At 61.4% G+C, this 25,370-nt stretch carries 27 protein-coding genes; 11 read left to right on the forward strand and 16 right to left on the reverse strand.

The window, feature by feature from the left end; translation table 11 throughout:
- Positions 1 to 40: 40 nt before the first annotated feature.
- The 4 genes from LAB08_RS10080 to LAB08_RS10095 all read right to left on the reverse strand — a co-directional run bounded on the left by LAB08_RS10080 (position 41) and on the right by LAB08_RS10095 (position 3,405).
- The gene (locus LAB08_RS10080; RefSeq protein ID WP_096512354.1) at positions 41 to 910 is read right to left on the reverse strand and encodes an isocitrate lyase/PEP mutase family protein; all 870 of its coding nucleotides are present in this window, start codon (positions 908 to 910) and stop codon (positions 41 to 43) included.
- Positions 911 to 1,037: 127 nt separating this feature from the next.
- Positions 1,038 to 2,072 (reverse strand): arginine N-succinyltransferase, encoded by a 1,035-nt coding sequence (gene astA, locus LAB08_RS10085; protein ID WP_096512353.1) that lies wholly within the window; start codon positions 2,070 to 2,072, stop codon positions 1,038 to 1,040.
- Between the two features lie 61 nt (positions 2,073 to 2,133).
- Positions 2,134 to 3,150 (reverse strand): arginine N-succinyltransferase, encoded by a 1,017-nt coding sequence (locus tag LAB08_RS10090; protein ID WP_096512352.1) that lies wholly within the window; start codon positions 3,148 to 3,150, stop codon positions 2,134 to 2,136.
- Between the two features lie 111 nt (positions 3,151 to 3,261).
- On the reverse strand, positions 3,262 to 3,405 hold the full coding sequence (locus LAB08_RS10095) for a hypothetical protein (protein ID WP_157755726.1): 144 nt from the start codon (positions 3,403 to 3,405) through the stop codon (positions 3,262 to 3,264).
- Between the two features lie 330 nt (positions 3,406 to 3,735).
- On the opposite strand from LAB08_RS10095, the gene LAB08_RS10100 reads away from it, so the two are divergent.
- Positions 3,736 to 4,308 (forward strand): histidine phosphatase family protein, encoded by a 573-nt coding sequence (locus LAB08_RS10100; RefSeq protein WP_096512351.1) that lies wholly within the window; start codon positions 3,736 to 3,738, stop codon positions 4,306 to 4,308.
- Positions 4,308 to 5,063, forward strand: a complete 756-nt coding sequence (gene cobF, locus LAB08_RS10105; RefSeq protein ID WP_096512350.1) for a precorrin-6A synthase (deacetylating) — start codon at positions 4,308 to 4,310, stop codon at positions 5,061 to 5,063. Before LAB08_RS10100 ends, cobF begins: the two co-directional genes overlap by 1 nt.
- Before the next feature lie 108 nt (positions 5,064 to 5,171).
- Here the strand turns inward: cobF and ftrA are convergent, their stop codons facing one another.
- Complete coding sequence (ftrA, locus tag LAB08_RS10110; RefSeq protein ID WP_096512349.1) at positions 5,172 to 6,146, reverse strand: transcriptional regulator FtrA; 975 nt, start codon at positions 6,144 to 6,146, stop codon at positions 5,172 to 5,174.
- A 101-nt stretch (positions 6,147 to 6,247) separates the two neighbouring features.
- Between ftrA and LAB08_RS10115 the strand changes: the two genes are divergently transcribed.
- Positions 6,248 to 6,682, forward strand: coding sequence for a rhodanese-like domain-containing protein (locus LAB08_RS10115; RefSeq protein ID WP_096512348.1), 435 nt, complete (start codon positions 6,248 to 6,250; stop codon positions 6,680 to 6,682).
- Positions 6,683 to 6,781: 99 nt separating this feature from the next.
- Here LAB08_RS10115 and LAB08_RS10120 read toward each other — a convergent pair whose 3' ends face one another.
- Complete coding sequence (locus LAB08_RS10120) at positions 6,782 to 7,414, reverse strand: type 1 glutamine amidotransferase (protein ID WP_096512347.1); 633 nt, start codon at positions 7,412 to 7,414, stop codon at positions 6,782 to 6,784.
- Between the two features lie 227 nt (positions 7,415 to 7,641).
- Between LAB08_RS10120 and LAB08_RS10125 the strand changes: the two genes are divergently transcribed.
- The 3 genes from LAB08_RS10125 (at position 7,642) to LAB08_RS10135 (ending at position 10,600) form a co-directional block, all read left to right on the forward strand.
- On the forward strand, positions 7,642 to 8,421 hold the full coding sequence (locus LAB08_RS10125) for an ABC transporter substrate-binding protein (protein ID WP_096512346.1): 780 nt from the start codon (positions 7,642 to 7,644) through the stop codon (positions 8,419 to 8,421).
- 202 nt (positions 8,422 to 8,623) lie between these two features.
- The gene (locus LAB08_RS10130; protein ID WP_096512345.1) at positions 8,624 to 9,736 is read left to right on the forward strand and encodes a succinylglutamate desuccinylase/aspartoacylase family protein; all 1,113 of its coding nucleotides are present in this window, start codon (positions 8,624 to 8,626) and stop codon (positions 9,734 to 9,736) included.
- Positions 9,737 to 9,883: 147 nt separating this feature from the next.
- Positions 9,884 to 10,600 carry an alpha/beta hydrolase gene (locus tag LAB08_RS10135; RefSeq protein WP_096512344.1) on the forward strand — a complete coding sequence of 239 codons (717 nt, stop codon included), beginning with the start codon at positions 9,884 to 9,886 and terminating at the stop codon, positions 10,598 to 10,600.
- 3 nt (positions 10,601 to 10,603) lie between these two features.
- Here LAB08_RS10135 and LAB08_RS10140 read toward each other — a convergent pair whose 3' ends face one another.
- The 5 genes from LAB08_RS10140 to LAB08_RS10160 all read right to left on the reverse strand — a co-directional run bounded on the left by LAB08_RS10140 (position 10,604) and on the right by LAB08_RS10160 (position 14,187).
- Entirely contained in the window at positions 10,604 to 11,182 is a 579-nt protein-coding gene (locus LAB08_RS10140; RefSeq protein WP_096512343.1) for a DcrB/PsbP domain-containing protein, read from the reverse strand.
- 119 nt (positions 11,183 to 11,301) lie between these two features.
- A complete protein-coding gene (locus tag LAB08_RS10145; protein ID WP_096512342.1) occupies positions 11,302 to 11,628 on the reverse strand; it encodes a putative quinol monooxygenase in 327 nt (108 codons plus the stop codon).
- Positions 11,629 to 11,656: 28 nt separating this feature from the next.
- Positions 11,657 to 12,331 carry a glutathione S-transferase family protein gene (locus LAB08_RS10150; RefSeq protein ID WP_096512341.1) on the reverse strand — a complete coding sequence of 225 codons (675 nt, stop codon included), beginning with the start codon at positions 12,329 to 12,331 and terminating at the stop codon, positions 11,657 to 11,659.
- Between the two features lie 83 nt (positions 12,332 to 12,414).
- On the reverse strand, positions 12,415 to 13,332 hold the full coding sequence (gene yddG, locus LAB08_RS10155) for an aromatic amino acid exporter YddG (RefSeq protein WP_096512340.1): 918 nt from the start codon (positions 13,330 to 13,332) through the stop codon (positions 12,415 to 12,417).
- A 57-nt stretch (positions 13,333 to 13,389) separates the two neighbouring features.
- Positions 13,390 to 14,187, reverse strand: a complete 798-nt coding sequence (locus LAB08_RS10160; RefSeq protein WP_096512339.1) for a hypothetical protein — start codon at positions 14,185 to 14,187, stop codon at positions 13,390 to 13,392.
- 266 nt (positions 14,188 to 14,453) lie between these two features.
- Between LAB08_RS10160 and LAB08_RS10165 the strand changes: the two genes are divergently transcribed.
- Positions 14,454 to 15,773, forward strand: a complete 1,320-nt coding sequence (locus tag LAB08_RS10165; RefSeq protein WP_096512338.1) for an Nramp family divalent metal transporter — start codon at positions 14,454 to 14,456, stop codon at positions 15,771 to 15,773.
- Between the two features lie 203 nt (positions 15,774 to 15,976).
- On the opposite strand, the gene LAB08_RS10170 is transcribed toward LAB08_RS10165, so the two are convergent.
- The 3 genes from LAB08_RS10170 to LAB08_RS10180 are packed head-to-tail and all read right to left on the reverse strand — an operon-like array spanning position 15,977 to position 18,570.
- Positions 15,977 to 17,158, reverse strand: coding sequence for an acetyl-CoA C-acetyltransferase (locus LAB08_RS10170; RefSeq protein ID WP_096512337.1), 1,182 nt, complete (start codon positions 17,156 to 17,158; stop codon positions 15,977 to 15,979).
- Positions 17,159 to 17,169: 11 nt separating this feature from the next.
- Positions 17,170 to 17,835 (reverse strand): CoA transferase subunit B, encoded by a 666-nt coding sequence (locus LAB08_RS10175; RefSeq protein ID WP_096512336.1) that lies wholly within the window; start codon positions 17,833 to 17,835, stop codon positions 17,170 to 17,172.
- 36 nt (positions 17,836 to 17,871) lie between these two features.
- Complete coding sequence (locus LAB08_RS10180; protein WP_007975747.1) at positions 17,872 to 18,570, reverse strand: CoA transferase subunit A; 699 nt, start codon at positions 18,568 to 18,570, stop codon at positions 17,872 to 17,874.
- A gap of 175 nt (positions 18,571 to 18,745) precedes the next feature.
- On the opposite strand from LAB08_RS10180, the gene LAB08_RS10185 reads away from it, so the two are divergent.
- Positions 18,746 to 19,648, forward strand: a complete 903-nt coding sequence (locus tag LAB08_RS10185; protein ID WP_096512335.1) for a LysR family transcriptional regulator — start codon at positions 18,746 to 18,748, stop codon at positions 19,646 to 19,648.
- A gap of 105 nt (positions 19,649 to 19,753) precedes the next feature.
- On the opposite strand, the gene LAB08_RS10190 is transcribed toward LAB08_RS10185, so the two are convergent.
- Together LAB08_RS10190 and LAB08_RS10195 are read right to left on the reverse strand one after the other, a co-directional pair.
- Positions 19,754 to 20,605: an NAD-dependent protein deacetylase gene (locus LAB08_RS10190; protein ID WP_096512334.1), complete on the reverse strand. Its 852-nt coding sequence runs from the start codon at positions 20,603 to 20,605 to the stop codon at positions 19,754 to 19,756.
- A 124-nt stretch (positions 20,606 to 20,729) separates the two neighbouring features.
- Entirely contained in the window at positions 20,730 to 21,776 is a 1,047-nt protein-coding gene (locus LAB08_RS10195) for a class I SAM-dependent methyltransferase (RefSeq protein ID WP_096512333.1), read from the reverse strand.
- Between the two features lie 410 nt (positions 21,777 to 22,186).
- Between LAB08_RS10195 and LAB08_RS10200 the strand changes: the two genes are divergently transcribed.
- From LAB08_RS10200 to LAB08_RS10210, 3 genes are all read left to right on the forward strand, one after another.
- On the forward strand, positions 22,187 to 23,521 hold the full coding sequence (locus LAB08_RS10200; RefSeq protein ID WP_096512332.1) for an acetamidase/formamidase family protein: 1,335 nt from the start codon (positions 22,187 to 22,189) through the stop codon (positions 23,519 to 23,521).
- A 144-nt stretch (positions 23,522 to 23,665) separates the two neighbouring features.
- The gene (locus LAB08_RS10205; RefSeq protein WP_096512331.1) at positions 23,666 to 24,520 is read left to right on the forward strand and encodes an HvfB family MNIO-type RiPP peptide maturase; all 855 of its coding nucleotides are present in this window, start codon (positions 23,666 to 23,668) and stop codon (positions 24,518 to 24,520) included.
- Positions 24,498 to 25,256: an HvfC family RiPP maturation protein gene (locus LAB08_RS10210; protein WP_096512330.1), complete on the forward strand. Its 759-nt coding sequence runs from the start codon at positions 24,498 to 24,500 to the stop codon at positions 25,254 to 25,256. The genes LAB08_RS10205 and LAB08_RS10210 overlap by 23 nt, the downstream gene beginning before the upstream one ends.
- Positions 25,257 to 25,370: the final 114 nt, after the last annotated feature.

A 25,370-nucleotide genomic window follows, 5' to 3' on the forward strand; every position in this document is an offset into this window, starting at 1 on the left:
CTCGCGAAGGCGGAGTGTCAGGCGCAATACCTGCTGCCCATCACTCCTTGACGCTCATGAACTCCTCTGCCCAACGGATGTATTCCTCCGGCTGGGTATAGGTATGTGTCAGTTCGGTCGCGCTCAGGTCCGAGGCCTGGGTAAAGATCTGACGCTGTTCGCGCAGGCTGTCGTAGGTCGCCTTGATCGCGGCGAAGTAGGCACCGTGGCCGTCGATAGTGACGCGAACGCCCAGTTCGGCCAGGCGTTTGTCGTCGCGCAGCGCCGGGTTGCCGTAGGTCACCAGCATCAGCGGTACGCTCAGGTGCTCGGCAATCTGTTCCAGATGATCGAAGTCCTTCACGCCCACCATGCAAATGCCGTCTGCGCCAGCGGCCTGGTATTGCCGGGTTCGGCTGATGATTTCCTGGACCGGCAGAATTCCCGCATGGGTACGGGCAATGATTGCCATTTCCCGATCACAGCGGGCTTCCAGTGCCGCGCGAATTTTGCCCACACCTTCGGCGACCGTGATCAGGTCGGTGGACTTTCGGCCGAATTGCGCCGGCAGCAAGGTGTCTTCGATAGTCAGGGCCGCCACGCCGGCCCGTTCGAGTTCGACGATAGTGCGCATGACATTCAGTGCGTTGCCGTAGCCATGGTCGGCGTCGGCTATCACCGGCAACTGGGCGACACGGCCGATGCGGGTAGCCTGCTCGGCGAACTCGCTGAGGGTGATCAAGGCAAAGTCAGGGGCGCCCAGCACCTGCAATGACGCGACCGAACCACCCAGGATGCCCACCTCAAACCCCAGGTCGGCGGCGATCCGTGCCGACATTGGGTCGAAGACCGATGCGGTGTGATAGCAGGTGTTGGAAGCGAGCAGTTGGCGAAAATTGCGGCGCAAATCTTGATGAGACAGCCTGGACATATGAGTTCCACCAATGGAAATGGAAGGGCTTGAGCAAAAGTGTCAACGCCGAAAGTGTTAGAGGCTATCACGGGTGCATGTTAGGAATGATGACGAATTTAACGTGATTGCTGCCTTTTTAACGCGATTACGCCGCCACGGCTCGCGCTTGTTGGTTGAGTAACAATACGCCGCGCACCGAATCACCGGGTTGCAGTTGCAGGCGTTTGGCGGTGAGACGGTCGACCATCAGGCTGTCGCCCACCTGTCGCGCCGGGGCGGTGGTGATGCGGCAGTTTTCCAGGCGCCGGTTGTGGATCAGCCACATCGGTGCCTCGTCGTCCGGGGTGCCGATGGTCAGCGCCAGCAATTGACTGTCGCGCACGGTACGGATGTCGGGCACCGGGGCCTCGATGACTGGCCCGGCGTCGAAAATGTCGATGTAACCCTGGTGGGCAAAACCTTCGGCGGACAGGATTTTCAGCGCCGGCTCGCTGTTCGCGTGAGGCTTGCCGATTACGGCCTGGGCCTGTTCGGTGAGCAGGCAGGTGTAAAGCGGTTGGCGTGGCATCAGCTCGGCGATGAACGACTTGTTGCCCAGCCACGACAAGTGATCGGCATGGCTGAAGTCCATTTTGAAAAAGTGGCGGCCCACGCTGTCCCAGAAAGGTGAACACCCTTGCTCATCGGCACTGCCGCGCAGTTCGGCGATGAGTTTGTCGCTGAACAGGTGCGGGAACTCCGCTACAAACAACAGGCGACCCAGGGAGAGCAGGCGGCCGTGACCGCCCAGGCGTTGATCGGGGCGCAGGAACAATGAGCAGAGTTCCGATTGTCCCGTCATTTCATTGTTCAGGAACAGGGTCGGAATGTGCCGCCGGATGCCCAGGTCCGCTGATGAGTTGACCGTCAGCCCGACCCGGTAGTTGTACCAGGGTTCGCGCAGGCCGACGGCTCCCGTCAGGGCGCTTACGCCTATCACTTGCTGTTCGTCGTCTTCAAGCACGAACAGGTAGTCGGCATCGGCGCGTTCGACCTGTTGCGCAAATGTCCGTTTCGCCCAGCGCAGGCGATGGCTCAGGCGCTCCTCGTTGGCCGGCAGGCTGCTCAATCCGCGGCCCGCCTGCCGGACCAGTGCGAGCAAAACGGGCAGGTCGGTGACCTGCACCGGACGGACAATCATGTTGAAGCTCCTCGTTCACGCCGGTTCGGGCGCTGGCGTTGGATACCGGGGCGGCTTGGATTCACAGTGCTATCAGCCGGACAGGGCTGTGTTCCCTGATCTTCAGCGCTGCGCACACATCGGCGTCCAGGGTCACGGGTTGTCCGGCGATGAAGTCCAGGTCGGCGACGATGGCGCGATAGTTTTCCAACGAGTCATTGCTCACCAGGTAGCGACCGCGGGCGTCGTTGACTGGGCCGGGTCGGACCAAAGCGGTGTGACTGCGGGCAATGGAACGGATACCACCGGTGCGTGCAATCAGCGTCGGGCCGCCATCGAACAGGTCGACATAGCTGTTGGTTTCGAACCCCTCGCGCTCCAGGATATCGAAGGCTTCCTGGCCATCGGGATGGATTCGGCCGATGCAGTCTTGCGCGGCCTGGGGCAGCATCGGTACGTAGATCGGGTACTGCGGCATCAATTCGGCGAGAAACGTCCGGCTTTCCAGGCCGCAAAGCCGTTCTGCCTCGACGTAGGGCAGGTCGAAGAAGTGCTTGCCTACGGCATCCCAGAACGGCGAATGGCCTTCATCATTGCTGTAGCCGACGATCTCGGTAATCACTACGTCGGAAAAGCGCCGGGCGTGGGCGGCAATGAATAGCAGGCGAGCCCGTGACAAGAGTTCCGAGAACGCTGTGCGCTCCAGCGCTGCATCGATATGAAAACCGCGCAGCAAAGTATGGCCGCTGAGGTCATGGCACAGCGACAGCGCCGGTACGCCGTGCTCGATGTTCAGCTCCCGGGAGGCACTATTGAAATCGCGATTGCGCAGGCTGTAGAACGGTTCGCTGAAGCCGGCAGTGGCAAGGATTTCCGAGCAGCCCACCAGACGCCGGGTCGCCAGGTCTTCCAGCACGAAGAAGTAGTTCTCGGGGCCGGCACTTTGCACGTCTTGTTCGAACGAAGTGCAGGAATCGAGAATTCTATCGCGAAGGCGTTCGCTGTCGTCCGGCAGGGACGTGACACCCACCAGGCTTTCGCGGGCAAGTCGCTGCAATTGGGGCAGGTCGGTTAATAGCACTGGACGCAAGACCAGCATGGATGCACTCCTGTATCAAAGGGCCCGGTGACGGGTACCGGGCCTGACTATCACTGTCGGTTTCCACGCGTTGAAACGGCGGTCGCCTTGTCAGGCTCCGCTCTTTTTTTGTCACTCGTTTGGGTACAGGGCCACACGGGGCAACCGGCCCGAACCCTGCAATCGCAAAGGGGGCATCAAGGTGCGTATGGCGTTGTATTCGGACGGCATCTGGTCCAGACCGGGATCGGCGATCGGGTCATTGAATGAGGGCATCCGGGCTCCTGCTGGATGGGGTGTTGGTAATCCGTTGAAAGCAGTATTTAGTTAAGGCGCGCTCCATGTCTAGTTAATTTTCGCGCCGTTCTGAACACCCGATCAGGCTGCGGAGCCGCATCGGCAGAAGGCTACGCAGATGTCGATCGGTCTTGTAGGGCATGGCCTATAGGGATGTCGGAGATGGCTGTTGTTGTGCGATGAAATGCCTGACCGAACCCGTATCATTGGCTGAAACGAAACACACCCGGTTAGCCCGGTTACGGCACAATTGCGCAATATTGCACGGCGAGACGCCGTTTTTCCTTGCCATCGACAGAGAGACTTTTCGTGCAGGCGACCCGTTTGACCCTGATGTGCCACGCTCGAACCGTCGCACAAAAATTGGCGCGTTTTCCTACAAATGAGCCATTGGAAATAGATTGGCAATCGGCAAGGGGGTCGCGCAGTGCCCGATTCAAGGGTTCGCCGAGGCTGATGTGCGCTCCAGAACTGCGGACCCGGCAAACTGCCGGGCTGTTCGGCGATCGCGTGGAAATTGTCGAGGCACTCAGGGACTGCGATTTCGGGCGCTGGAACGGTGTACGCATCAGCGACCTGCAAAAAAACGAGCCCGAAGGGCTCGAGCGCTGGATTGCCGACCCGGACTCGGCGTCCCATGGTGGCGAATCAGTGGCGCAGGTGGTCGAGCGGGTGGCGGCGTGGCTGAAGACGCTGCAGGCGACACCCGGTCATGTCGTCGCCGTGACTCATCCGTTTATCATCCGCGCCGCGCTGACAACCGTGTTGCAAGGTTCGGCGTTCAACCTGATTGATGTCGAGCCGTTGTCAGCCATCGAACTGAGGTTCACCGGGTGCTGGCGGCTGCGCTTGCCGGGCGGTGAGCCCGAAGGAACGCTTTGATGAAAAAACTCCTGGTCATCGGCATCGGCGCCGGCAATCCCGACTACATCACGATGCAGGCGGTGAAGGCGCTGAATCGGGTCGACGTGTTTTTCCTCATGGATAAGGGCCAGAGCAAGGACAAGCTGATCGACCTGCGCCGGGATATCTGCGAACGCTACATTACCGATCGTGATTACCGCTTTGTCGAGGCCAAAAGTCCGGAGCGCGAACGAGGCGATGTGGACTACAGGTCCAGTGTCGATGATCTGAACCTGGCCAAGCAGCGCACCTTTGAGCAACTGATCAACGAGCAAATGTCTGACAACCAGTGTGGCGCTTTCCTGGTGTGGGGCGACCCGGCGTTGTACGACAGCACCCTTCGCATCCTGCAGTCGATCCTGGCCAGCGGCGCCTGTGCGTTCGAGTTCGAGGTGATCCCCGGCATCACCAGCGTCCAGGCGCTGGCGGCGCAGCACAAGGTGCCGCTCAATCAGATTGGCCGCTCGGTCGAGATCACCACGGGGCGGCGACTGGCGGCGGGGCAGGTGAGCGATGCGGACAGCCTGGTGGTGATGCTCGATGCGCAGGACGCCTACCATCAGGTGGCGGATCAGGATACCGAGATTTATTGGGGGGCCTACCTGGGGACGCCGGATGAAATCCTGATCAGCGGCAAGCTCAAGGATGTGGCGGATGAGATCGAGCGGGTGCGCAAGGCGGCGCGGTTGGCCAATGGCTGGATCATGGATACCTATCTGTTGCGCAAGCCCTGAGAGGTAGGTTGTTTGGGCTGAAGTCATCGCGAGCAGGCTCGCTCCCACAGGGAAATGCATTTCAAATGTGGGAGCGAGCCTGCTCGCGATGGGGCCTGACCGGTCACCTCAGGAAATGACTTTGACCCCGCGCCCAAACCGCTCCCGATACACCGACGGCGGCACGCCCACCACGCTGCGAAACGCCACCCGAAAGCTTTCCACGGAACGATAGCCACAACGCTGGGCAATTTGCTCGGTGTTTTGATTCGTGCTTTCCAGCAGTTCACGGGCGCGGCCCAGGCGTTCGTGTTGCAACCATGTCTTGGGCGACTGGCCGCTGGCTTCGGTGAAGCGCCGCAGGAATGTGCGTTCACTCATGGCCGCTTCGCTCGCCAGGTCGCGCACCTCCAGCGGTTCATGCAGCCGCTCGCGTGCCCACTGCATGACGCGGGAGAGATCGCTGCGCGGTGTAGGACTGACCGGCGTGGGAATGAACTGCGCTTGGCCACCGGTGCGTTGCGGCGACATCACCAGTCGCCGCGCCACGGCATTGGCCACCTGCGTGCCGAAGTCCCGTGCCACCAGGTGCAGGCACGCATCGATGCCGGCTGCACTGCCGGCCGAGGTGATCAATTGGCCCGAGTCGACATACAACACGTCCGGGTCCACCACAATGTCCGGAAAGCGCTCGGCCAGCTCCGTGGTGTAGCGCCAATGAGTGGTAGCCCCGTGACCATCGAGCAAGCCGGTGGCGGCCAATACGAACACCCCCGAGCAGATCGACAATAACCGCGCGCCACGGGTATGGGCCTGGCGCAGCGCTGCAAGCAACGCCTCGGGTACTGCAGCGTTGCGGTCGCGCCAGCCGGGAATGATGATGGTGCGGGCATGCCCGAGCAGTTCCAGGCCACCGTCGGCCAATACCTGGATGCCACCCATGGCGCGCATCGGTCCTTGATCGACGGCGACGATTTGATGTTCGTACCAGGGAAAATCGAATTCCGGCCGCGCCAGACCGAAGATTTCCACGGCGATGCCGAACTCGAACGTACAGAGGCCGTCGTAGGCCAGAATGGCGACCAATCCAGGGGCAGGCTGCATTTGGCGGAAAATTCCCGGTGAGTGTCTTGTGCGCCACTGTAGCGGCAAGTGGCAGGCGGATAAAGTCTGCTCACACCCAATGACACCCTGGAGTCCTGCCCATGACCAGCCTGGTCCGCGAAATTCCTGCCGCCCCGTCGGCCATCGCCCTGATGCACTTCAGCAACCGCCTGACATTCGAAACCGATTGTTCCGACGTTCACGGCAGCCAGCAGGCCGGTGAAATCGATTTCGTCCTGGTGGACGTGCGTGGCCCATTGGCGTTCGAGCGTGGGCATGTACCGGGTGCGATCAATATTCCGGGGCGGTTACTCACGGCTGAAGGTCTGGCGGCCTACCCGAAAACCAGCCTGTTCGTGGTCTATTGCGCGGGTCCGCACTGCAACGGCGCAAACAAGGCGGCGGTGAAACTGGCGGCGCTGGGTTACCCGGTCAAGGAGATGATCGGTGGGGTGACCGGGTGGCTGGATGAAGGGTTTGAGTTGAGTGTTGCGGTGCAGAGGCCAGCCAATATCGTTGTCAGTTGCGAATGCTGAAATCACTCATGCAGGAGCCGGCTTGCTGGCGAAGACGGCAGTCCAGTCGACAATGCAGCGTCTGATACGCAGCCATCGCCAGCAAGCCGGCTCCTCCATTTAAACCGCGCGCCACCACGCATCCAGCGTCGCCTGCAACCAGTCAAAAACGGCGGCATGGGCGGCGCTGTCCTGCGGGTCCCGAGGCAACGGCGACTCCTCGGCAAAATGCCGGTTCAGCAGCGCCACCGACTCGGCGTTCCACTCTGGATGAAACTGCAAGCCCATCCGGTTCGGCCCGACGCGGTACATCTGTTGCGCACACTGTTCGCTGCTGGCCAGCAATTGCGCATTCGGCGGCAGGTCAATGGCGTCTTCGTGCCATTCCAGCACGCTCAAACACTGACCGTCGCTGAAGTTAACGGTGGTCCATCCGGTTTCGGTGCGTTCCATGCGCCGCACATTGCCACCCAGGGCCAGGGCCAGCAACTGCGCTCCCAGGCAGATGGCGAACACGGGGGCATCCTGCTTCAGGCTGGCGGCCAGCCATTGGCGTTCGGCTTCGAGCCATGCCGGTCCGGCGTTGGATTCATAGGGGCCGCCCAGCAGAATCGCTGGTGCCGAGCTCACCGCCGGCAACTGATCGAGGTCAGCGCGAAAGACGTTCAGTGTCACCCCTCGGGAGGTGGCCCACTCAGCGATGGCACCCGGGCCCTCGGCGGGGTGGTGCTGGATCAGATTCAACTCGGACATCACGCTTCTCTTGAATGGGCGGTCTGGCGGTCAATGTGCCGTAAAAAAGGGCTCGTCGCTAGCAAGACTCTTCAGTCGGACCGCTGCCGAAATCTTGTGCCACCGCCCAAGCCACTCTAGACTGCCGGCCACTTCGGTCTTGCCCGCCACAAGCGAACGACCGAAAGCTGCCTATCGAAGCTGTCTATATAAGATGCTTATAAAGCCTCCGCACACAGGAGTTATAAATGAAGAAGCTAGTGATGTTCGGTGCCCTGGCACTGTCGATGTTGTCCCTGACCGCCGTGGCCGAAGACGCCAAGCCGATCCGCATCGGTATCGAAGCCGGTTACCCGCCATTCTCGATGAAAACCCCTGATGGCAAACTCACCGGTTTCGACGTCGATATCGGCGACGCGCTGTGCGAGCAGATGAAAGTGAAGTGCACGTGGGTCGAGCAGGAATTCGACGGCCTGATCCCGGCACTGAAGGTCAAGAAAATCGACGCCATCCTGTCGTCCATGACCATCACCGACGACCGCAAGAAGAACGTCGATTTCACCATCAAGTACTACCACACCCCGGCGCGCTTCGTGATGAAGGAAGGCACCGACATCAAGGACCCGCTGACCGAGCTCAAGGGCAAGAAGGTCGGTGTGCTGCGCGCCAGTACTCATGACCGCTTCGCCACCGAAGTGCTGGTACCGGCCGGTATTCAACTGGTGCGTTACGGCTCCCAGCAGGAAGCCAACCTGGACATGGTCTCCGGTCGCGTCGATGCGCTGCTGGCCGACTCGGTCAACCTCGACGACGGTTTCCTGAAGACCGACGCGGGTAAAGGCTTCGCTTTCGTGGGTCCTGAGTACAACGATCCGAAATACTTCGGCGGCGGTGCCGGTATCGCTGTGCGCAAGGGCGATACCGTCCTGGCCGAGCAATTCAACAAGGCCATCACCGAAATTCGTGCCAACGGCAAGTACAAGCAAGTGCAGGACAAGTACTTCAAGTTTGACGTTTACGGCGAGTAATCGAACCGTTTAAAAAATGGCAGCCGTTGACGCGGCTGCCATTTTTTTTATGCTTTCAATTTCAGAAGAGAACCCTGTGGGAGCGAGCCTGCTCGTGAATGCGGTTTGACATTCAGCAATGATGTCACCTGTTATACCGCTTTCGCGAGCAGGCTCGCTCCCACAGGTGATCTCGCCGTTCAAAATTTCAGGAGTTCCCCCCATGCAACGCATCGACCATCCACTGCCCTGGAGCCACCTCGGAACCGAACGCACCCTCAGTGTGTTCCGTTATGGCAATGGCACTCGCAAGGTCTACATCCAGGCCAGCCTGCACGCCGATGAGCTGCCGGGCATGCGCACGGCCTGGGAACTGAAGAAGCGTTTGTCCGAGCTGGAAAGTCAGGGCCAGTTGCAGGGTGTGATCGAACTGGTGCCGGTGGCCAACCCCATCGGTCTCGATCAGCACTTGCAAGGCAGCCACATGGGCCGCTTCGAATTGGGCAGCGGCAAGAACTTCAACCGCGCGTTCGTCGAACTCAGTGCCCCGGTGGCAGCGTTGATCGGTGATCGCCTGGGCAGCGACGCGCAGGCCAATATCGTGCTGATCCGCCAGGCCATGGGCCAGGTGCTCGATGGCTTGCCGGCTCCAGCTTCGCAACTGGAAGCGATGCATCGCTTGTTGTTACGCCATGCCTGTGATGCCGATATCACCCTCGATCTGCATTGCGACTTCGATGCGACCATCCACATTTACGCATTACCGCAGCACTGGCCGCAGTGGCAATCCCTGGCGGCGCGCTTGAAGGCCGGCGTGGCGTTGCTGTGTGAAGATTCCGGCGGCAGCTCCTTCGACGAATCTTGTTCCTCGCCGTGGTTGCGCCTGGCAAGAGCGTTTCCCGACGCGGCGATTCCACCGGCCAACCTGGCGACAACCCTGGAGCTGGGCAGCATGGGCGACACCCGTGTGGACCAGGCCCAAGCCAATTGCGAGGCAATTCTAGGCTTTCTCGCCGAGCAGGGTTTCATCAATGGCACCTGGCCGGCGGCGCCGGGTGATTGCTGTGAAGGCATGCCGTTCGAAGGCACCGAATACCTGTTCGCGCCACATCACGGGGTGGTCAGTTTTCTGCGTGAGGCCGGTGAGTGGGTGGAGAAGGGCGATGCACTGTTCGAAGTGGTCGACCCGCTGAACGACAAAGTCACCACCGTGCGGGCGGGGACCAGTGGTGTGCTGTTTGCCATTGATCGCGGGCGCTATACGCAACCGGGGACCTGGCAGGCGAAGGTGGCGGGACGTGAGCCGATTCGGGTGGGTAAGCTGATCAACGACTGATCCGATTCATCTGTAGGAGCTGGCTTGCCAGCGATGAGGTCCTTGAGGGCGCTATCGCTGGCAAGGCAGCTCCCACAGAAGTGCATGAGATGATGGGAAGAAATGTTAGGCTTTGCCCCGAATCCTGCGCACTGTGAAGGAAGGCTTATGTTGAAGTTTCTCGCTCTGCTCACGCTGCTGGCATCCGCCGCTGTCCACGCTCAAACCCCGCTGCAAACCGACCTGCCGCTCAAGTACCTGGAGCAGGCCAACCTCGATTCCCGCGATCAGCCCCTGGTGATTTTCCTTCACGGCTACGGCAGTAACGAGCAGGATCTGTTCGGCATCAAGGATGAGTTGCCCGCGCAATACACCTACCTGTCGGTCCGCGCGCCGATGGTGATGGAAGAGGGCAGCTACCAGTGGTTTCGCAAAAAGGGCGAAGGTGCCTACAACGGCGAGACCGATGATCTGAAGACCAGCGGCCAGTTGCTGCTGGATTTCGTCGCTCAGGCGGCGAAGAAATATCACACCGAACCGGCCAGGGTGTTTCTGGTGGGATTCAGCCAGGGCGCGATCATGTCCTATGAAGTCGCCCTGCGGCACCCCGAGGCGGTAGGCGGGATCGCCGCATTGAGTGGGCGGATTCTGCCGGTGTTGCGGTCCGAGCTGAAACCGGATGAAAAACGCCAGTCGCTGGCGATATTCATCGGTCATGGCACGGCGGACAAGCGTCTGCCGTACAGCGACGGCACCGAGGCCAACAGCCTGTTGCAGAGCGTGTCACTCGAACCCGAATTTCACGCCTACCAGGGTATCGGCCATAACATCAGTGCCGAAGAAATGCAGGACCTGAGCGCCTGGCTACAGCGACTCAACCCCTGAGGTTTATTTGCCGCTGACGATCTGCTTGATCAGCGTCTCGTGGGCCGCCATGTCGCCGGGGCGGGAAATGACCTGAATCACAGTCATGCGTCCGCCGGACGCCGCCATCAGCGTGGTATTGAGGGTCATGCCACCACCCTGGGTCGCGGTGCTGTCGACCTGACGCACACCCAGCCCGGTAGTTTTCAGGGTCAGGCTTTTTTCGCTGAGCTTGTTGTAGTCCGGCAGGGCCTTGCGTTGCGCCGCGTCGAAGTCGGCGGCGGTGCCATCGAGAAACGCGCCGTCGTTGTCCTTGACCTGGGTGCCTTCCGGCAGGCTGTTTTCAGCCGCGATGATCACGGTCTTGGTGGTTTCGTTGGCGTACATGGTGCCGCTCGCGCCGGTGGGGCTGGTCGGCAGCGGGTTGGCGACGAAGCCCTTGGGCAAGGTGAACGTGAATTTGCCGCCGAGCATCGAGACCTTCTGGGTCGCTGCCGCCTCCTTGGTCGGAGCCGTGGCCTTGGCGGCCTGCGCATTCAAAGCCCCCAAAGTGGCAACCGCCGCCAGCAGCAGGACAACGGCTTTTTTACTAAACAGTGACATCAGTGAATCTCCAGGGATGGTCGCGCGGTGGGGGGCGCGATCATCCCATGGAGGTTGTGGCAGGTTCCAGTGTGGGCTAACGGACGGTCGCCCCGGTAAAGTCAAACAATGCAATACGCTTAGGCTTCGCGCCGCACCGGATAGCGCTTGATCACGTCCAGAAACTCGATCCGCCGCTCGCTGGCCAGCAACTGCGGCAGTAACCGCTCGTATTCCTGGCGATACGGCTTGCTCAAGTGACGAGCGATGAAGTCTTCCTTGCTGCAGTTCCAGGTTTCGTAGAGCACCAGGGTGTTCGGGTCGTCTTGAAGTTGGTGCACCCAGGTGTTGACGAAGTCCGGCTCGGCGGACATCTGGTGGACCACCTCCAGCAGCCGTTCCCTCGTTTCGGCGAAACGTTCCGGTTTGGCCGGCAGGTAAACGATAAACGCGACTTGATCACTCATTTCATCACCTTCGACGGTCGGGAATGGCTTACTGCGCCTGGTTTTGCGGAAACAGGTTGCGGCGGGTTTCTTCGTCGAATTCCGCCTTCAGCACCAGTTTCTCCTTCAGGCCGAGCGCGCGTTGGGCGGCCGGGCGGGCGCTTATTTCATCGAACAGGCGCTTGACGTTCGGGTAGGCCGCCAGCCCGTTTTCACCGAGGATATACGGCGCGTAGTTGGCCCAGCCCCAGAGCGCCATGTCGGCGATGCTGTAGCTGTCGCCGGCCAGGTATTGATGCTCGGCCAGGCGCTGGTCGAGTACGCGATAGTGGCGTTCGACTTCCTTGAAGTAGCGGTTTTTCGCGTAGGGCAGGTCTTCCGGCGCGTGGTGCAGGAAGTGTACGGCCTGGCCTGAGAACGGCGACAGGCCGGTGGCGATGAACATCAGCCACGACAGCAGTTCGGCATTGCCGGCACTGCTGGTCGGCAGGAAGCGTTGATGCTTTTGCGCCAGGTGCAACAGGATAGCCTGGGAGTCGAAGACCGTGGCATCGCCATCGACCAGCGCAGGCACCTTGGCGTTCGGATTGATTGCCAGAAAGGCTGGCAGGTGTTGTTCGCCCTTGAAGGTATCGACGCCGATCAGCTCGTAGGGCGTTTGCAATTCTTCGAGCAACAGGGCGACTTTCATCGGGTTCGGCGAAGGGTGGAAAAAGAATTTCATGGTGTAGGCCTCAGTCAACAGGGGTTAGGAACTGAGGCTGATAGTGGGCGAAACCTGTTCGATTGACGTACGGAGTTGTTGGGCTATTCGTGCGAAACCATCGAAGGTGTTGCAGGCGCTTTCGCCGTTGCCCGTGTGGTGGCAATCACCGCACCGGCAATAATCAGCAGCGCTGGAATCATCAGGACCGGGCTGGCATGGCTGCGCCCGACGACGATCAGCAGCAGGGTGGAAATCAGCGGTGCCAGGTAAGACAGTGCGCCCAGAGTGGCGAGGCTGCCGTGTTTGGTGGCGTGGTCCCAGGCAAAAAACGCCAGCCCCGCCGGGCCCAGCCCGAGCACGACAATCGCGGCCCACTGATTCGCGTCGGGCCATACGGTGGTTTCGAAAGCCAGATGACAGATCAGTCCGCCCACGGCAGACATACCGCAGATGCCCCCGATGATGCTGCTCGGTACTTCCTTGAACCGACGGTTGAACACCGAATATCCGGCCCAGATCAGGGCACAGCCAAACGCTGCGAGGTAGCCGGGGATCGGCATGGCGCCGCCGGTGCCTGAGTCGCGTTGCTGCATGATGAAGGCTGTGCCTGCCAGGCCCAGCAGGGCGCCGAGCACTTGGCGCTTGTGCAGCCTCTCTGCGGCGGCGCAGGTCGAAAGCAGCACCAGCAACAGCGGCCACAGGTAATTGATCAGGCTGGCTTCGGCCGCCGGCGCGGCCTTGAGGGCGAAAAAGTACAGCGCGTGGTAAACGAAGATGCCGACAAACCCCGTCGCCCATACCGCCCAGGGTTGGCGCCAGCTGTTGAATCCGCTGATGCCGTTTCGACCCAGGATGACCAGGCTGGCGACAAACGCCACGCCGAAACTCAGGGTCAGTACTTCAAACGGGGGCAGGCCTTCGGTGAGGGTGGTCAATAACGCCAGGCAGGACCAGAGGAATATGGCGATCACACCAACCGCGGTGGCGGAGTGGGCACTACGGACGCGAGACGTGGCCATGTCTGTTCCTTCAGTCGTGGAACGGGCGACTTCCCTTGCCCGATGACCTGATGCAGCTTAGCGCTTGATCGCGGTTCGTCCAGCGTCCGCCGTCACTGCAGCGACGGGCCGCGCCAGCAGGTGTCTGGTCACGCCCAGCATCGCCACCGATACCGCCACGCCGAGGGCAAACGCGCTCATCCCCATCCCTGGCAACGCCAGCGCTAATACCAGGCAGAACGCCGAGAACGAATACATGCCGGTGGCGGTCGCCCGCAGCAGGGCCGCGGTAAACGCCGGGCCACGGGTTTGATGGGAGAACACCGCCATCACACTGCCCAGCACCGGGAACACCGCGAGCAACCCGCTCCAGCGGTCGCCGACGGTGCTGGCGAGCAAAGTAACGGCCAGGGTCAGCAGGGCGCCGGCCATCATGCGCAGCAGTAGTTTGTCGGACTTCGGCGCCGGGCCTGCAATGGTCGGCTGCACCGACGGGAACAGGTAGGGGGCGGCCAATAGGGCCGTTGCAGCAGCCATCACCGAAAACAGCAGCGACGGCGGGATCAACGACAGCAGCACCGCGACCACGCCCCATACCGACAGCGAAATCGCCAGGGCCAGCGGCCAATTCGCCCGTTGCGCAACCTGGGCGTAGGTCACGCAGAAGGCGATCATCGCAAACATGGCCGATAGCGCCGCCAAGGCCGATTGCGCGGCGAACCGTTCACCCTGTTCGATGGCGAGGAAGAACAGAATCGGCCCGACCACTACCGGCAATCCCGACAACCAACCCGCCACGCTCGGCCCCCAGCCCTTGCCGGCCAGGGAAATCAGCAGCAGGAATCCTGGGATTATCAGCAGTTTGAGCATCAGCACGGGCACATCTCCAATCTGTGTCAAGCGGCAACGTTAGCATCGCGGAGGACGGATTGCTCTACATGTGCACAAATGTTGTATACAAAACACGCATCCTGTAGGCGCTGGCTTGTCCAATCGTCGCACCGCAGCGAAGACGGCGGTCCACCCAACATCGCCCTTGAACGTAAAATGGCTTTCGCTGGCAAGCCAGCTCCTACACAGGGTGTTGCGCATGGGCTGAACCGTCTAATCTGGGCGCCTCCCACCTGTTGACGGACCATCGCGTGAAATTCAGTTTGCCCAAAGTCGGCACCGCGCCGTTTTGCCCGCCGGAAGTGGCGGGTACCGTTGCCGTTGATCCCGGCGCGTCGTTTTTCAAACGTGTTTTGCGCTTTGCCGGCCCCGGTTTGCTGGTGTCCATCGGCTACATGGACCCGGGCAACTGGGCGACCGCGATCGAGGCAGGGTCGCGGTTTGGCTACAGCCTGCTGTTCGTGGTGCTGCTGGCGAGCCTGGCGGGGATGGTGGTGCAGTGCCTGTGTTCGCGGCTCGGCATCGCCACCGGGCGTGACCTGGCGCAGCTGTGCCGAGAGCGCTACGGCACACGAACAGCGCACACTCAGTGGGCGCTGGCGGAAATCTCGATCATCGCCACGGACCTTGCCGAAGTGCTCGGATGCGCCTTGGCGTTTCATTTGTTGCTGGGTTGTTCGCTGACGTTCGGCATCGGCCTCACGGCGTTCGACACGTTGCTGGTGCTGGCCCTGCAGAACCGTGGCTTCCGCCGCCTGGAAGCCATCATGCTGGTGCTGGTGGGCACCATTGGCGTGTGTTTTTTTGTCGAGCTGCTGTTGATCAAGCCTTATTGGCCGGACGTTGCCCAAGGCTTCAAACCCTCACTCTCCGCTCTTGCCGACGCCGCGCCACTGTACCTGGCCATCGGCATTCTTGGCGCTACGGTGATGCCGCATAACCTGTACCTGCACACTTCGATCGTGCAAACACGGCTGATCGGCAAGGACGTTGCCAGCAAACAGGACGCGGTCAAGCTGGCGCGCATCGACACCATCGGCTCCCTGGCCCTGGCGCTGCTGGTCAACGCGGCGATCCTGATCCTCGCTGCCGCGGCGTTTCACCAGAGCGGGCATACCGACGTGGTCGACATTCAGGACGCCTATCACTTGCTCGACCCACTGGTAGGCGGGGCATTGGCCAGTGTGCTGTTCGGCGTCGCGCTGCTGGCGTCGGGGCAGAGTTCGACCTTCACCGGCACCATCGCCGGCCAGGTGATCATGGAGGGTTTCCTCAACCTGCGGATTCCTTGCTGGCAACGGCGTCTGATCACCCGTGGGCTGGCATTGATCCCGGCGTTCATTGGCGTGTGGCTGATGGGAGACGAGGCGGTGGGCAAGCTGTTGGTGCTGAGTCAGGTGGTGCTGAGCCTGCAGTTGCCGTTTGCGCTGTATCCGCTGATCCGCATGACCAATGATCAGACACTGATGGGACCGTTTGTGAATCGGTTGCCGACGTGGGTATTGGCCTGGGGGGTGTTTGGGGTGATCAGTGGGGCGAATGGTTGGTTGATCCTGCAGCTTTTCGGGTGAATGGGCCGGCCTCTTCGCGAGCAGGCTCGCTCCCACAGTTTGAAACGCATACTCCTGTGGGAGCGAGCCTGCTCGCGAAGAACGATAACGCGGTCTACCTGAAAGTGCAGAAAAAAAAGAACCCGGTGCAACGCAAGTCGCACCGGGTGTTTTTTCAGACTGCGACGGATCTTCGTGGGTCCCCGCGCAGTCTGTTGAACGCTTTACGCCCGCTCGATCGCCAAAGCCACGCCCTGGCCACCGCCGATGCACAGGGTGGCGAGGCCTTTCTTGGCGTCACGCTTGATCATTTCATGCAGCAGGGTTACCAGCACACGGCAGCCTGAGGCACCGATCGGGTGGCCGAGGGCGATGGCGCCGCCGTTGACGTTGACCTTGTCCAGGTCCCATTCCAGGTCCTTGGCCACGGCCAGGGATTGGGCGGCGAACGCTTCGTTGGCCTCAACCAGCTCAAGCTGATCGATGGACCAGCCGGCCTTGTCCAGGCAGCGGCGGGTGGCCGATACCGGGCCGATGCCCATGATCGCCGGGTCCACGCCGGCGTTCGCGTAAGCGGCGATCCTGGCCAGTACTGGCAGGCCCAGGGCCTTGGCTTTTTCCGCGCTCATCAGGATCACGGCGGCGGCACCGTCGTTCAGCGACGAAGCATTACCGGCGGTCACCGAACCGTCCTTCTTGAAGGCAGGTTTGAGCTTGCCCAGGGATTCGGCGGTGGTGCCGGCCCGTGGCTGCTCGTCGGTGGCGAAGGACAGCGGATCGCCCTTGCGCTGCGGGATCAGGATCGGCGTGATCTCATCGACAAAACGCCCGGCTTCAATAGCGGCCGTGGCTTTCTGCTGCGAGGCGGCGGCGAAGGCGTCCTGCTGTTCACGGCTGATGCCGTACTTCTCCGCCAGGTTCTCGGCGGTGATGCCCATGTGGTAATCGTTGAATGCGTCCCACAGGCCGTCGCTGATCATGGTGTCAACGATTTGCGAGTGACCCATGCGCAGGCCGGTGCGGGCACCGGGGATCACGTAGTTGGCCAGGCTCATGCTTTCCTGGCCACCGGCGATAATCACGTCGGCATCGCCACAGCGAATCGCCTGGGTAGCCAGGTGCAGGGCTTTCAAGCCCGAGCCGCAGACTTTGTTCAAGGTCATGGCAGGGACCGCGAAGGGCAGGCCGGCCTTGATGGAAGCCTGGCGCGCAGGGTTTTGCCCGGCGCCGGCGGTCAACACCTGGCCCATGATCACTTCATCGACTTGCGCGGGATCCAGGCCGGTTTGCGCCAGCAGCTGACGGATCACCGCCGCGCCCAGGTCAACAGCAGAAACATTGGCCAGGCCACCCTGGAAACTGCCGATCGCGGTGCGCGTGGCGGCAACAATGACGACTTCTTGCATGGAATGATTCCTCACTGGGCAGTGAACTGCATTTCCGGAACGTGGTCCGGGACGATCAGTTTACCGGCGGTTTTGGCGACGATCTCTTCGACGCTGACACCCGGTGCGCGTTCTTTGAGAATGAACGCGCCGTTTTCGATTTCCAGGTAGGCCAGGTCGGTCAGTACGCGCTTGATGCACCCGGCGCCGGTCAGCGGCAGGCTGCATTGGGACAGGAGCTTGGACTCACCGTCCTTGGACGCGTGGGTCATGATCACGATGATGTTGTCTGCGCCGGCCACCAGGTCCATGGCACCGCCCATGCCCTTGACCAGCTTGCCGGGGATCATCCACGAGGCGATGTTGCCTTGCACGTCGACTTCGAAGGCACCCAGTACGGTCAGGTCGACATGACCACCGCGGATCATCGCGAAGGACTCGGCCGAGGAGAAGATCGACGCGCCGATACGCGCGGTCACGGTTTGCTTGCCGGCGTTGATCATGTCGGCATCGATGGTTTCTTCAGTAGGAAAAGGACCCATGCCGAGCAGGCCGTTTTCCGACTGCAGCATGACTTCCATGCCTTCGGGGATGTAGTTGGCGACCAGGGTCGGAATGCCGATGCCCAGGTTCACGTAGTAGCCGTCCTGCATTTCGCGGGCGACGCGTTGAGCCATTTGTTCGCGGGAAAGTGCCATTGTTGTTATTCCTTCATTCGGTCCGGGGGCAGGGGATCACTTACGCACGGTGCGCTGTTCGATGCGCTTCTCGAACGTGCCGCAGATGATCCGGTCGACGTAGATGCCAGGGGTGTGGATCTGCGCCGGGTCCAGCTCGCCGGGTTCGACGATTTCTTCGACTTCGACCACGGTGATCTTGCCGGCAGTGGCGGCCAGCGGGTTGAAGTTCTGGGCGGTGTGACGGTAGATGACGTTACCGAAATGGTCGGCTTTCCAGCCTTTGACGATGGCGAAGTCGCCGGTGATGGATTCTTCCATCAGGTACTTGCGGCCATGGAATTCGCGTACTTCCTTGCCTTCGGCGACTGGAGTACCGACACCGGTGGCAGTGAAGAAGGCCGGGATACCGGCGCCGCCGGCGCGCATTTTTTCGGCGAGGGTGCCTTGGGGGGTCAGGATGACTTCGATTTCGCCCTTGAGCAGTTGCTCTTCGAACAGCTTGTTCTCGCCGACGTAGGAGGCCACCACCTTGCTGATCTGGCGGTCTGTCAGCAGCACGCCCAGGCCGAAACCGTCGACGCCGCAGTTGTTGGAAACCACGGTGAGGTCACGGGTACCTTTGCGCTTGATCTCGGCGATCAGGTTTTCCGGGATGCCGCACAGGCCGAAGCCGCCAGCGATCACGGTCATGCCGTCTTCAAGACCTGCAAGAGCTTCCTCGTAGGAACTCACGCGCTTGTCGAAACCTGCCATATGCACCTCTTTTATTCTTTGTGGGCGGCTGGCTAGCCGTATGGATGGAGTGTCGCGCCGGAGTATTCATTTGTTAAGTTGATTTTTAATGTCGATTAATTCATAAAACTCAACAAATCACTGCTTTTCAACTTGCAGCTTAAAGCTTGTAGCTTATATCTGGAGCGAAGCGACCATGACCATCAAGCAGATCCGCGCCTTCCTGGCCGTGGCCCAGAGCCTGAGTTTCGCCGTGGCCTGCGAGCGCCTGCACCTGTCGCAATCGGCCTTGAGCCTGACCATCAAGGCGCTGGAAGAAGGCCTGGGTGGACGGTTGTTCACCCGCAACACCCGCAACGTGGCGCTGACCGCCGAGGGCGAATCCCTGGTGCCCCTGGCGCGCCGCCTGATCGCCGACTGGGACAATGCCGAGGATGAGCTACGCCAGCGTTTCACCCTCCAGCGCGGTCGTGTGACCCTGGCGGCCATGCCATCGTTTGCCGGCAACCTGCTGCCGCCGATGCTCAAGACCTTCCGCGCCCGCTATCCGAAAGTCAACGTCACGGTCAACGATGTGATCAACGAACAGGTGCTGGAAATGGTCCGTGACCGCCAGGTGGAACTGGGGGTGGCGTTTGAGCCGACCCAGAGCTCCTCGTTGCAGTTCACCCCGTTGTACATGGACCGGTTCGTGGCGGTGGTGCCCCATGGCTCGCCACTGGTCGAGCTGGATCAAATCGACTGGCAGACCTTGCTCAAGGAACCGTTCATCACCTTGCAACGACCGTCGACGGTACGGGTGATGCTGGAAGAGCATTTGCAGGCCAGAGGCATGAAGTTACCGGTAGAGTTTGAAAGCCATCAATTGGCGACCGTCGGGCGCATGGTCGCCAGCGGTTTGGGCGTCAGCGCCGTGCCCGCCTTGTGCGCCGGACAAATGCGCGAACTGGGCGCGCATTGCATCACCTTGAGCGACCCGGTGGTGGAGCGGGCTGTCGGTGTGCTGACCCTGCCCGGGGGAGAGCTGTCGGCGGCGGCTCAGGCATTGTTTGATGTGTTGAAAGAGGAAAACCTGGGGCAACGAGTTGCCATGAGCTGATCACATTACCTGTGGGAGCGGGCTTGCCCGCGATGGCGGTGGTTCAGTCCACAAATATGCTGGATTTACCGGCATCATCGCGGGCAAGCCCGCTCCCACAGGGTTTTAGGTTGAACCGAGTGAAAGGCGGTGCGCCAATAGAGGCAACAGCTGCTCACACGACCCCTCTATCTTCAAATCCAGCATCTCATCGGCCCGGGTCTTGCCCAGGTTGATCGCCAGCAACGGCTTGCCCTGATCCACCACCGCCCGGCACAGTCGAAAGGCCGAGTACGCCATCAGCGACGACCCCACCACCAGCAACCCCGCTGCCTTTTCCACCGCCGCCATGGCTTTGGCCGCAGTTTCACGGGCGACGTTTTCGCCGAAAAACACCACGTCCGGCTTCATCCGCGCACCCGCGCAATGGGGACAATGCGGCACCTGGAAGCGCGCTTCGAAAGCGGCGTCCAGCAGGGTGTCGCCGTCCGGGGCCTGCACCGCGTCCACACCGGCCAGATAGGGGTTTTGCGCTTCCATCAGGTGCTGGATCGAATCGCGCCCGCTGCGCTGTCCGCAATCCAGGCACAACACCCGGTGCAGGCTGCCGTGGAGTTCGATCACGTCATGGCTGCCGGCCTGGTCGTGCAAGGTGTCGACGTTCTGCGTGATCAAGCCGCTGATTCGCCGGGTGCTCTGCAGGCGGGCCAGGGTGTCGTGGGCCACGTTCGGCTGCGCCTGGCGCACTCGCGGCCAGCCGAGCATCGCCCGCGCCCAATAGCGCCGACGGGATTCGGGCGCCGAAAGAAACTCCTGATACATCATCGGCTGCCGCCCACGCCGCACGCCCTGGTTGTCGCGATAGTCCGGAATGCCCGACGGGGTGCTGATACCGGCACCGGTCAGGACCACGAACGGCTCGTCGGCCATGAGTTGCTGGAGGCGATCGAGCTGGTTGTGGAGCAGGTTGTCGAGCATCTTCAACACTCCGGTAGACGCTTTTGTAGGAGCTGGCTTGCCAGCGAAGGCAATCGTCCAGTCGATCCATTATCGACAGATGCTCCGCCTTCGCTGGCAAGCCAGCTCCTACAGGGGGCCCTATTTATTTGCGGGCTTCGAGAATCAGGTTGAACGGAGTTTCGGTGGCCCGACGGAAACTCGAGAACCCGGCCTCGGTGAACACTTTGCGCAACCGTGCCTCGCCCGCCTGGGCGCCGAGGCCGAGGCCCACCTCCTGGGACAGCGAGTTTGGCGTGCAAATGAAGGTTGATGCAGCGTAGAACAACCGGCCGACCGGGGTGATGTTTTCGTCCAGCGAGTCATGGGCGAACGGTTCCACCAGCAACACCGTGCCGTCCGGCTTCAACGACTCGTAGGCATGTTTGGCCGCGCCTACCGGGTCGCCCATGTCGTGCAGGCAGTCGAAGTAGCAGACCAGGTCATAGTCGTTGCCGGGGTAGCTCTTTGCCGTGCCCTGGAAGAACCGTGCCCGGCCAGACACGCCGCCTTCTTCGGCGCGTTGGGTGGCGACGGTGACCGATGGCGCGTGGTAGTCGAAACCGACGAACCGCGAATCCGGATAGGCCTGGGCCATGATCACCGTCGAAGCGCCATGGCCGCAGCCGATGTCTGCCACTTTGGCCCCGGCCTCCAGTTTGGCCACCACACCGTCGAGAGCCGGCAGCCATTCGGCGATCAGGTGCGCCTTGTAGCCGGGCCGGAAGAATCGCTCCGTGCCGCTGAACATGCACGGATGGTGATCACCCCAGGGCAGGGCGCCGTTGCCGCGCATGGCTTTGACCAGTTTGTCCTTGTCATGGAAAAACGACGCGACCACCCCGATACCCCCTGCGATATAGACCGGTGAGTCTTCGATGGCCAGGGCCAGGGCTTGTTCTTCGGGCAGACGGAACTGGCCGTCGGTGTGCTCCATGTAGCCGGAGGCCGCGTGGGCGCTGAGCCATTCGCGCACCAGGCGGGGATTGCAGCCGGTCTTGTCGGCGAGTGTTTCCGGGCTGATCGGCTGGCTGTCGGCCATGGCCCGGTACAGGCCGAGCTCCTCGCCGAGAATGACGTTGGCGAGCATTGCCGCGCCCCCCATGTCATTCACCAGTTTGCCCATGAAATCGTTGAGTCTGGCCTCGTCCATCACGTGTGCTCCTTCAAGAGGATCAGGGTCCAGAGGCATTGTTTGTCGAGGCATTCGCCCCTGGGCGGTGGTCGCGGGAATGGGCAGGACGTTTGCGCGTCCTGGGTGCATTAAGTTTAGTTCGCAAGGTGTGCACTGTTAACCGAGGCGACGAGAGTCTCTGTGGGAGCAAGGCTTGCCCGCGATGGCGGTGTGTCAGACAACATCTTTCCAACTGATACACCGCCATCGCGGGCAAGCCTTGCTCCCACAGGGTTCGGCGGCAGGAGCCCATGTATCCCAGTGTGTCTAACCGGCCTCCCGATACAGTCCCCCTCAATTCCCGACCACCGCCGAACACAGACCAGATACAAACCTGCGATGAACTGTGAAGGCCGTCTGGCACCCTCCACACCGTCAAGGGGATAACAATGACCATGCTCCAGCCTGAAATCGACAATAAATCCGAACCTGTCAATCGCCTTCGGGTCGATCACTACACCAACGGCATCATCGGCCCCAGCCAGCCGATGCTCGGCCCATTGGCCGACGGCGGTACCCTGATCACCGGGACGCCGCCGGGCTGTTGGGGGCCGATGATCACCCCGGCCTTCGAAGGCGGCCATGAAGTGACGCAACCGGTGGCCATCGCCGGTGCGGAAATTGGCGATGCCGTCGCGATCAAGATCAAGAGCATGCGCGTCACCTCCCTGGCCACCTCGTCCGGCGTTATGAGCTTCGTCGAGGGGCGCTACAACGGCGACCCGTTCGTTTCCAAGTTTTGCTCCAAGTGTGGCACCGAGCATCCGGCAAGCCACGTCGAAGGCATCGGCGCAGAAGCGATTCGCTGCAACCACTGTGGCGCCGAGGTCAGCGCGTTCCGCTTCAGCCACGGCTATGTGATCGTGTTCGATGCGCAGAATCAGGTCAGCTTGACGGTCAACCAGGACATCGCCAACCGACTGGCCGGCAAGGCGTCCGAGATGTCGGCGCTGCCGGAATTCGCCGCGCAGCATTCGATCCTGTCCCTGGCCCGCGCCGATATCCCCGGTGTCGCCGCGCACATGCGGCCGTTCCTCGGCAACATCGGCACGATGCCTTCCCGCGACTTGCCCGACTCGCACAACTGTGCCGATTTCGGCCAGTACCTGATCAACGCCCCGCACCGTTTCGGCATGACCCGCGAAGAGTTGCACGCGGCCAAGACCGACGGGCACATGGACACCAACTCGATCCGCGAAGGCTGCGTGCTGATCTGCCCGGTGAAAGTGCCGGGAGCGGGTGTGTACATGGGCGACATGCACGCCCAGCAGGGCAACGGCGAGATCGCCGGGCATGCCACCGATTGTTCCGGGGAAACCGAAGTGGTGGTGCAGGTGGTGAAAAACCTGACCCTGGAAGGGCCGATCCTCCTGCAAAACCTCGACGATCTGCCGCCGATGGCGCGCCCCATGAACGCCGAACAACGGGCCAATGTCCGCGCACTGGGCGAGCGTTGGGGTCAGCACGAAATCGAGCAAAGTGGCCCGATCACCTTCATCGGCAGCGGGGAAAACCTCAACCTGGCGGTGGAGAACGGCTTGACCCGCGCCGCCGATGTCACCGGCCTGCCGTATGACGAAGTGCTCAACCGCGCCACCATCACCGGTTCCATCGATATCAGCCGCCTGCCGGGCACCGTGCGGGTGACCTTCCTGTGCCCGATGCCGGTGCTGGATCGCATGGGCATCGGTCATCTGGTGCGTGAGAAGTACGACCTGGCGTAACGCCGGATAACGGGTTTGTACCTCAATGTGTACAGACCCGTTGGCGATACAAGTCCTGCGGTTTTCTGTCGACGCGCAACACAGAGCCGATACACCACTTCGGTTAACTGTGAACACGTTCTGACAACCCTTGAGATCGACACCATGCAGACTCCCACCCCATACCCCAAGGCCAGCGCCGGGCTCGGCTTGCGTCGCGGTTTGATGAAGGACCTCCAGGCCGCCCCGGCTGGCCATTTCGATTTTCTGGAAGTCGCGCCGGAGAACTGGATCGGCATCGGTGGCGCCCATGGCGCGGCGCTGCGGGCCCTGGCCGAGCGCTATCCGTTGTCCTGCCACGGCTTGTCCCTGTCCCTGGGCGGACCCTCGCCGCTGGACGTCGGGTTTCTGCAAGAGGTGCGGGTGTTCCTCGATCACTACAACGTGCCGCTGTACAGCGAGCACCTGAGCTATTGCAGCGATGACGGTCACCTCTACGACCTGTTGCCGCTGCCTTTTACCGAAGAAGCGGTGCACCACGTCGCCGCGCGCATCCGTCAGTCCCAGGACATTCTCGGTCGGCGCCTGGCGGTGGAAAACGTTTCCTACTACGCCGCGCCACAGCAGGACATGGACGAGGTGACCTTCACCAATGCCGTCCTGCGCGAAGCCGATTGCGACCTGTTGCTGGACGTCAACAACGTGTACGTCAACTCGATCAACCACGGTTTTGATCCGCGTACTTTCCTGGCCGGCATCGATGCGGACCGTGTGGTGGCCATGCACATCGCCGGGCACTTCGATGAGTCCGACACCCTGAAAATCGACACCCATGGCGCCTCGGTCAAACCGGCGGTGTGGTCGTTGCTGGCGCAGGCCTACGCCCGGTTCGGCGCGCAGCCGACCTTGCTGGAGCGGGATTTCAACTTTCCGGCGTTCTCCGAACTGGTCGCCGAATTACAGACCATTCGCCGGTTGCAGACTGAGGAGGTGAACCGTGGCCAAGCGCTCGCTGTTTGATCAACAGAGCAACATGGGCCTGTACCTGCGCGACCCCGACCACTGCGCGCCACCACCCGAAATGGACCCGGCACGGGCGCGGGTTTACCGCGAACTGGTGTTCAACAACCTGTCGTCGCTGATAAGCGGCACCTTTCCGGTGCTGGTGAAAATTCTTGGTGAAGAGCGCTGGCGGACGCTGGTGCGGATCTTCCTGCGCGACTACCGCGCCCATACCCCGAAATTTGGTGAAATCGCCGAGGAGTTCGTCGAGTTTCTCGCCTCTGAACCGATGGCGTTGGCCGATGGTTCGTGGCCACCCTTCATGGTGGAGCTGGCGCACTATGAATGGGTGGAAATGGCCTTGCAGCAATCCGAAGCCGAGCTGTTGGCAACCGGCGATGTGGATTCGCTGCTGGATCGCCCGTTGCAGGTTTCGCCATTGGCCTGGCCGTTGGCCTATACCTGGCCGGTGCAGTTGGTCGGACCGGATTACCAGCCGGACACTGCACCGGAGCATCCGACATTGCTGCTGGTGCGTCGGGCCGAAGACTGGAGTGTGAAGTTTTCCGTGCTGAGTCCATTGGCATGGCGGTTGTTGCAACGCCTTGAAGAGTTTCCCGGGTTGAGCGGGCGTGCGCAGCTGCAAGGGTTGGCGGTGGAGGCGGGGAAGAGCGGGTCGCAGGAATTCTTTGATAACGGGTTGGCGTTGCTGCAGCAGATGCAGGGGGAAGGGGTGGTGGGTACGATTTTCTGAGTGAACGCATTTCCTGTGGGAGCGAGTCTGCTCGCGAAGACGTCGGCACATTCAACATCAATGCGTCTGTCAAATTGCTTTCGCGAGCAGGCTCGCTCCCACAGGGGGATTTGC

This window comes from Pseudomonas izuensis, assembly GCF_002356535.2.
GTDB lineage: Bacteria > Pseudomonadota > Gammaproteobacteria > Pseudomonadales > Pseudomonadaceae > Aquipseudomonas > Aquipseudomonas izuensis.

Bases quoted from the DNA above. Each gene is read 5' to 3' on its own strand.
- LAB08_RS10080 (WP_096512354.1), bottom strand. From the start codon at position 910: ATGTCCAGGCTGTCTCATCAAGATTTGCGCCGCAATTTTCGCCAACTG.
- astA (WP_096512353.1), bottom strand. From the start codon at position 2,072: ATGATTGTCCGTCCGGTGCAGGTCACCGACCTGCCCGTTTTGCTCGCA.
- LAB08_RS10090 (WP_096512352.1), bottom strand. From the start codon at position 3,150: ATGCTGGTCTTGCGTCCAGTGCTATTAACCGACCTGCCCCAATTGCAG.
- LAB08_RS10095 (WP_157755726.1), bottom strand. From the start codon at position 3,405: ATGCCCTCATTCAATGACCCGATCGCCGATCCCGGTCTGGACCAGATG.
- cobF (WP_096512350.1), top strand. From the start codon at position 4,308: ATGAAAAAACTCCTGGTCATCGGCATCGGCGCCGGCAATCCCGACTAC.
- ftrA (WP_096512349.1), bottom strand. From the start codon at position 6,146: ATGCAGCCTGCCCCTGGATTGGTCGCCATTCTGGCCTACGACGGCCTC.
- LAB08_RS10115 (WP_096512348.1), top strand. From the start codon at position 6,248: ATGACCAGCCTGGTCCGCGAAATTCCTGCCGCCCCGTCGGCCATCGCC.
- LAB08_RS10120 (WP_096512347.1), bottom strand. From the start codon at position 7,414: ATGTCCGAGTTGAATCTGATCCAGCACCACCCCGCCGAGGGCCCGGGT.
- LAB08_RS10125 (WP_096512346.1), top strand. From the start codon at position 7,642: ATGAAGAAGCTAGTGATGTTCGGTGCCCTGGCACTGTCGATGTTGTCC.
- LAB08_RS10130 (WP_096512345.1), top strand. From the start codon at position 8,624: ATGCAACGCATCGACCATCCACTGCCCTGGAGCCACCTCGGAACCGAA.
- LAB08_RS10135 (WP_096512344.1), top strand. From the start codon at position 9,884: ATGTTGAAGTTTCTCGCTCTGCTCACGCTGCTGGCATCCGCCGCTGTC.
- LAB08_RS10140 (WP_096512343.1), bottom strand. From the start codon at position 11,182: ATGTCACTGTTTAGTAAAAAAGCCGTTGTCCTGCTGCTGGCGGCGGTT.
- LAB08_RS10145 (WP_096512342.1), bottom strand. From the start codon at position 11,628: ATGAGTGATCAAGTCGCGTTTATCGTTTACCTGCCGGCCAAACCGGAA.
- LAB08_RS10150 (WP_096512341.1), bottom strand. From the start codon at position 12,331: ATGAAATTCTTTTTCCACCCTTCGCCGAACCCGATGAAAGTCGCCCTG.
- yddG (WP_096512340.1), bottom strand. From the start codon at position 13,332: ATGGCCACGTCTCGCGTCCGTAGTGCCCACTCCGCCACCGCGGTTGGT.
- LAB08_RS10170 (WP_096512337.1), bottom strand. From the start codon at position 17,158: ATGCAAGAAGTCGTCATTGTTGCCGCCACGCGCACCGCGATCGGCAGT.
- LAB08_RS10175 (WP_096512336.1), bottom strand. From the start codon at position 17,835: ATGGCACTTTCCCGCGAACAAATGGCTCAACGCGTCGCCCGCGAAATG.
- LAB08_RS10180 (WP_007975747.1), bottom strand. From the start codon at position 18,570: ATGGCAGGTTTCGACAAGCGCGTGAGTTCCTACGAGGAAGCTCTTGCA.
- LAB08_RS10185 (WP_096512335.1), top strand. From the start codon at position 18,746: ATGACCATCAAGCAGATCCGCGCCTTCCTGGCCGTGGCCCAGAGCCTG.
- LAB08_RS10190 (WP_096512334.1), bottom strand. From the start codon at position 20,605: ATGCTCGACAACCTGCTCCACAACCAGCTCGATCGCCTCCAGCAACTC.
- LAB08_RS10195 (WP_096512333.1), bottom strand. From the start codon at position 21,776: ATGGACGAGGCCAGACTCAACGATTTCATGGGCAAACTGGTGAATGAC.
- LAB08_RS10200 (WP_096512332.1), top strand. From the start codon at position 22,187: ATGACCATGCTCCAGCCTGAAATCGACAATAAATCCGAACCTGTCAAT.
- LAB08_RS10205 (WP_096512331.1), top strand. From the start codon at position 23,666: ATGCAGACTCCCACCCCATACCCCAAGGCCAGCGCCGGGCTCGGCTTG.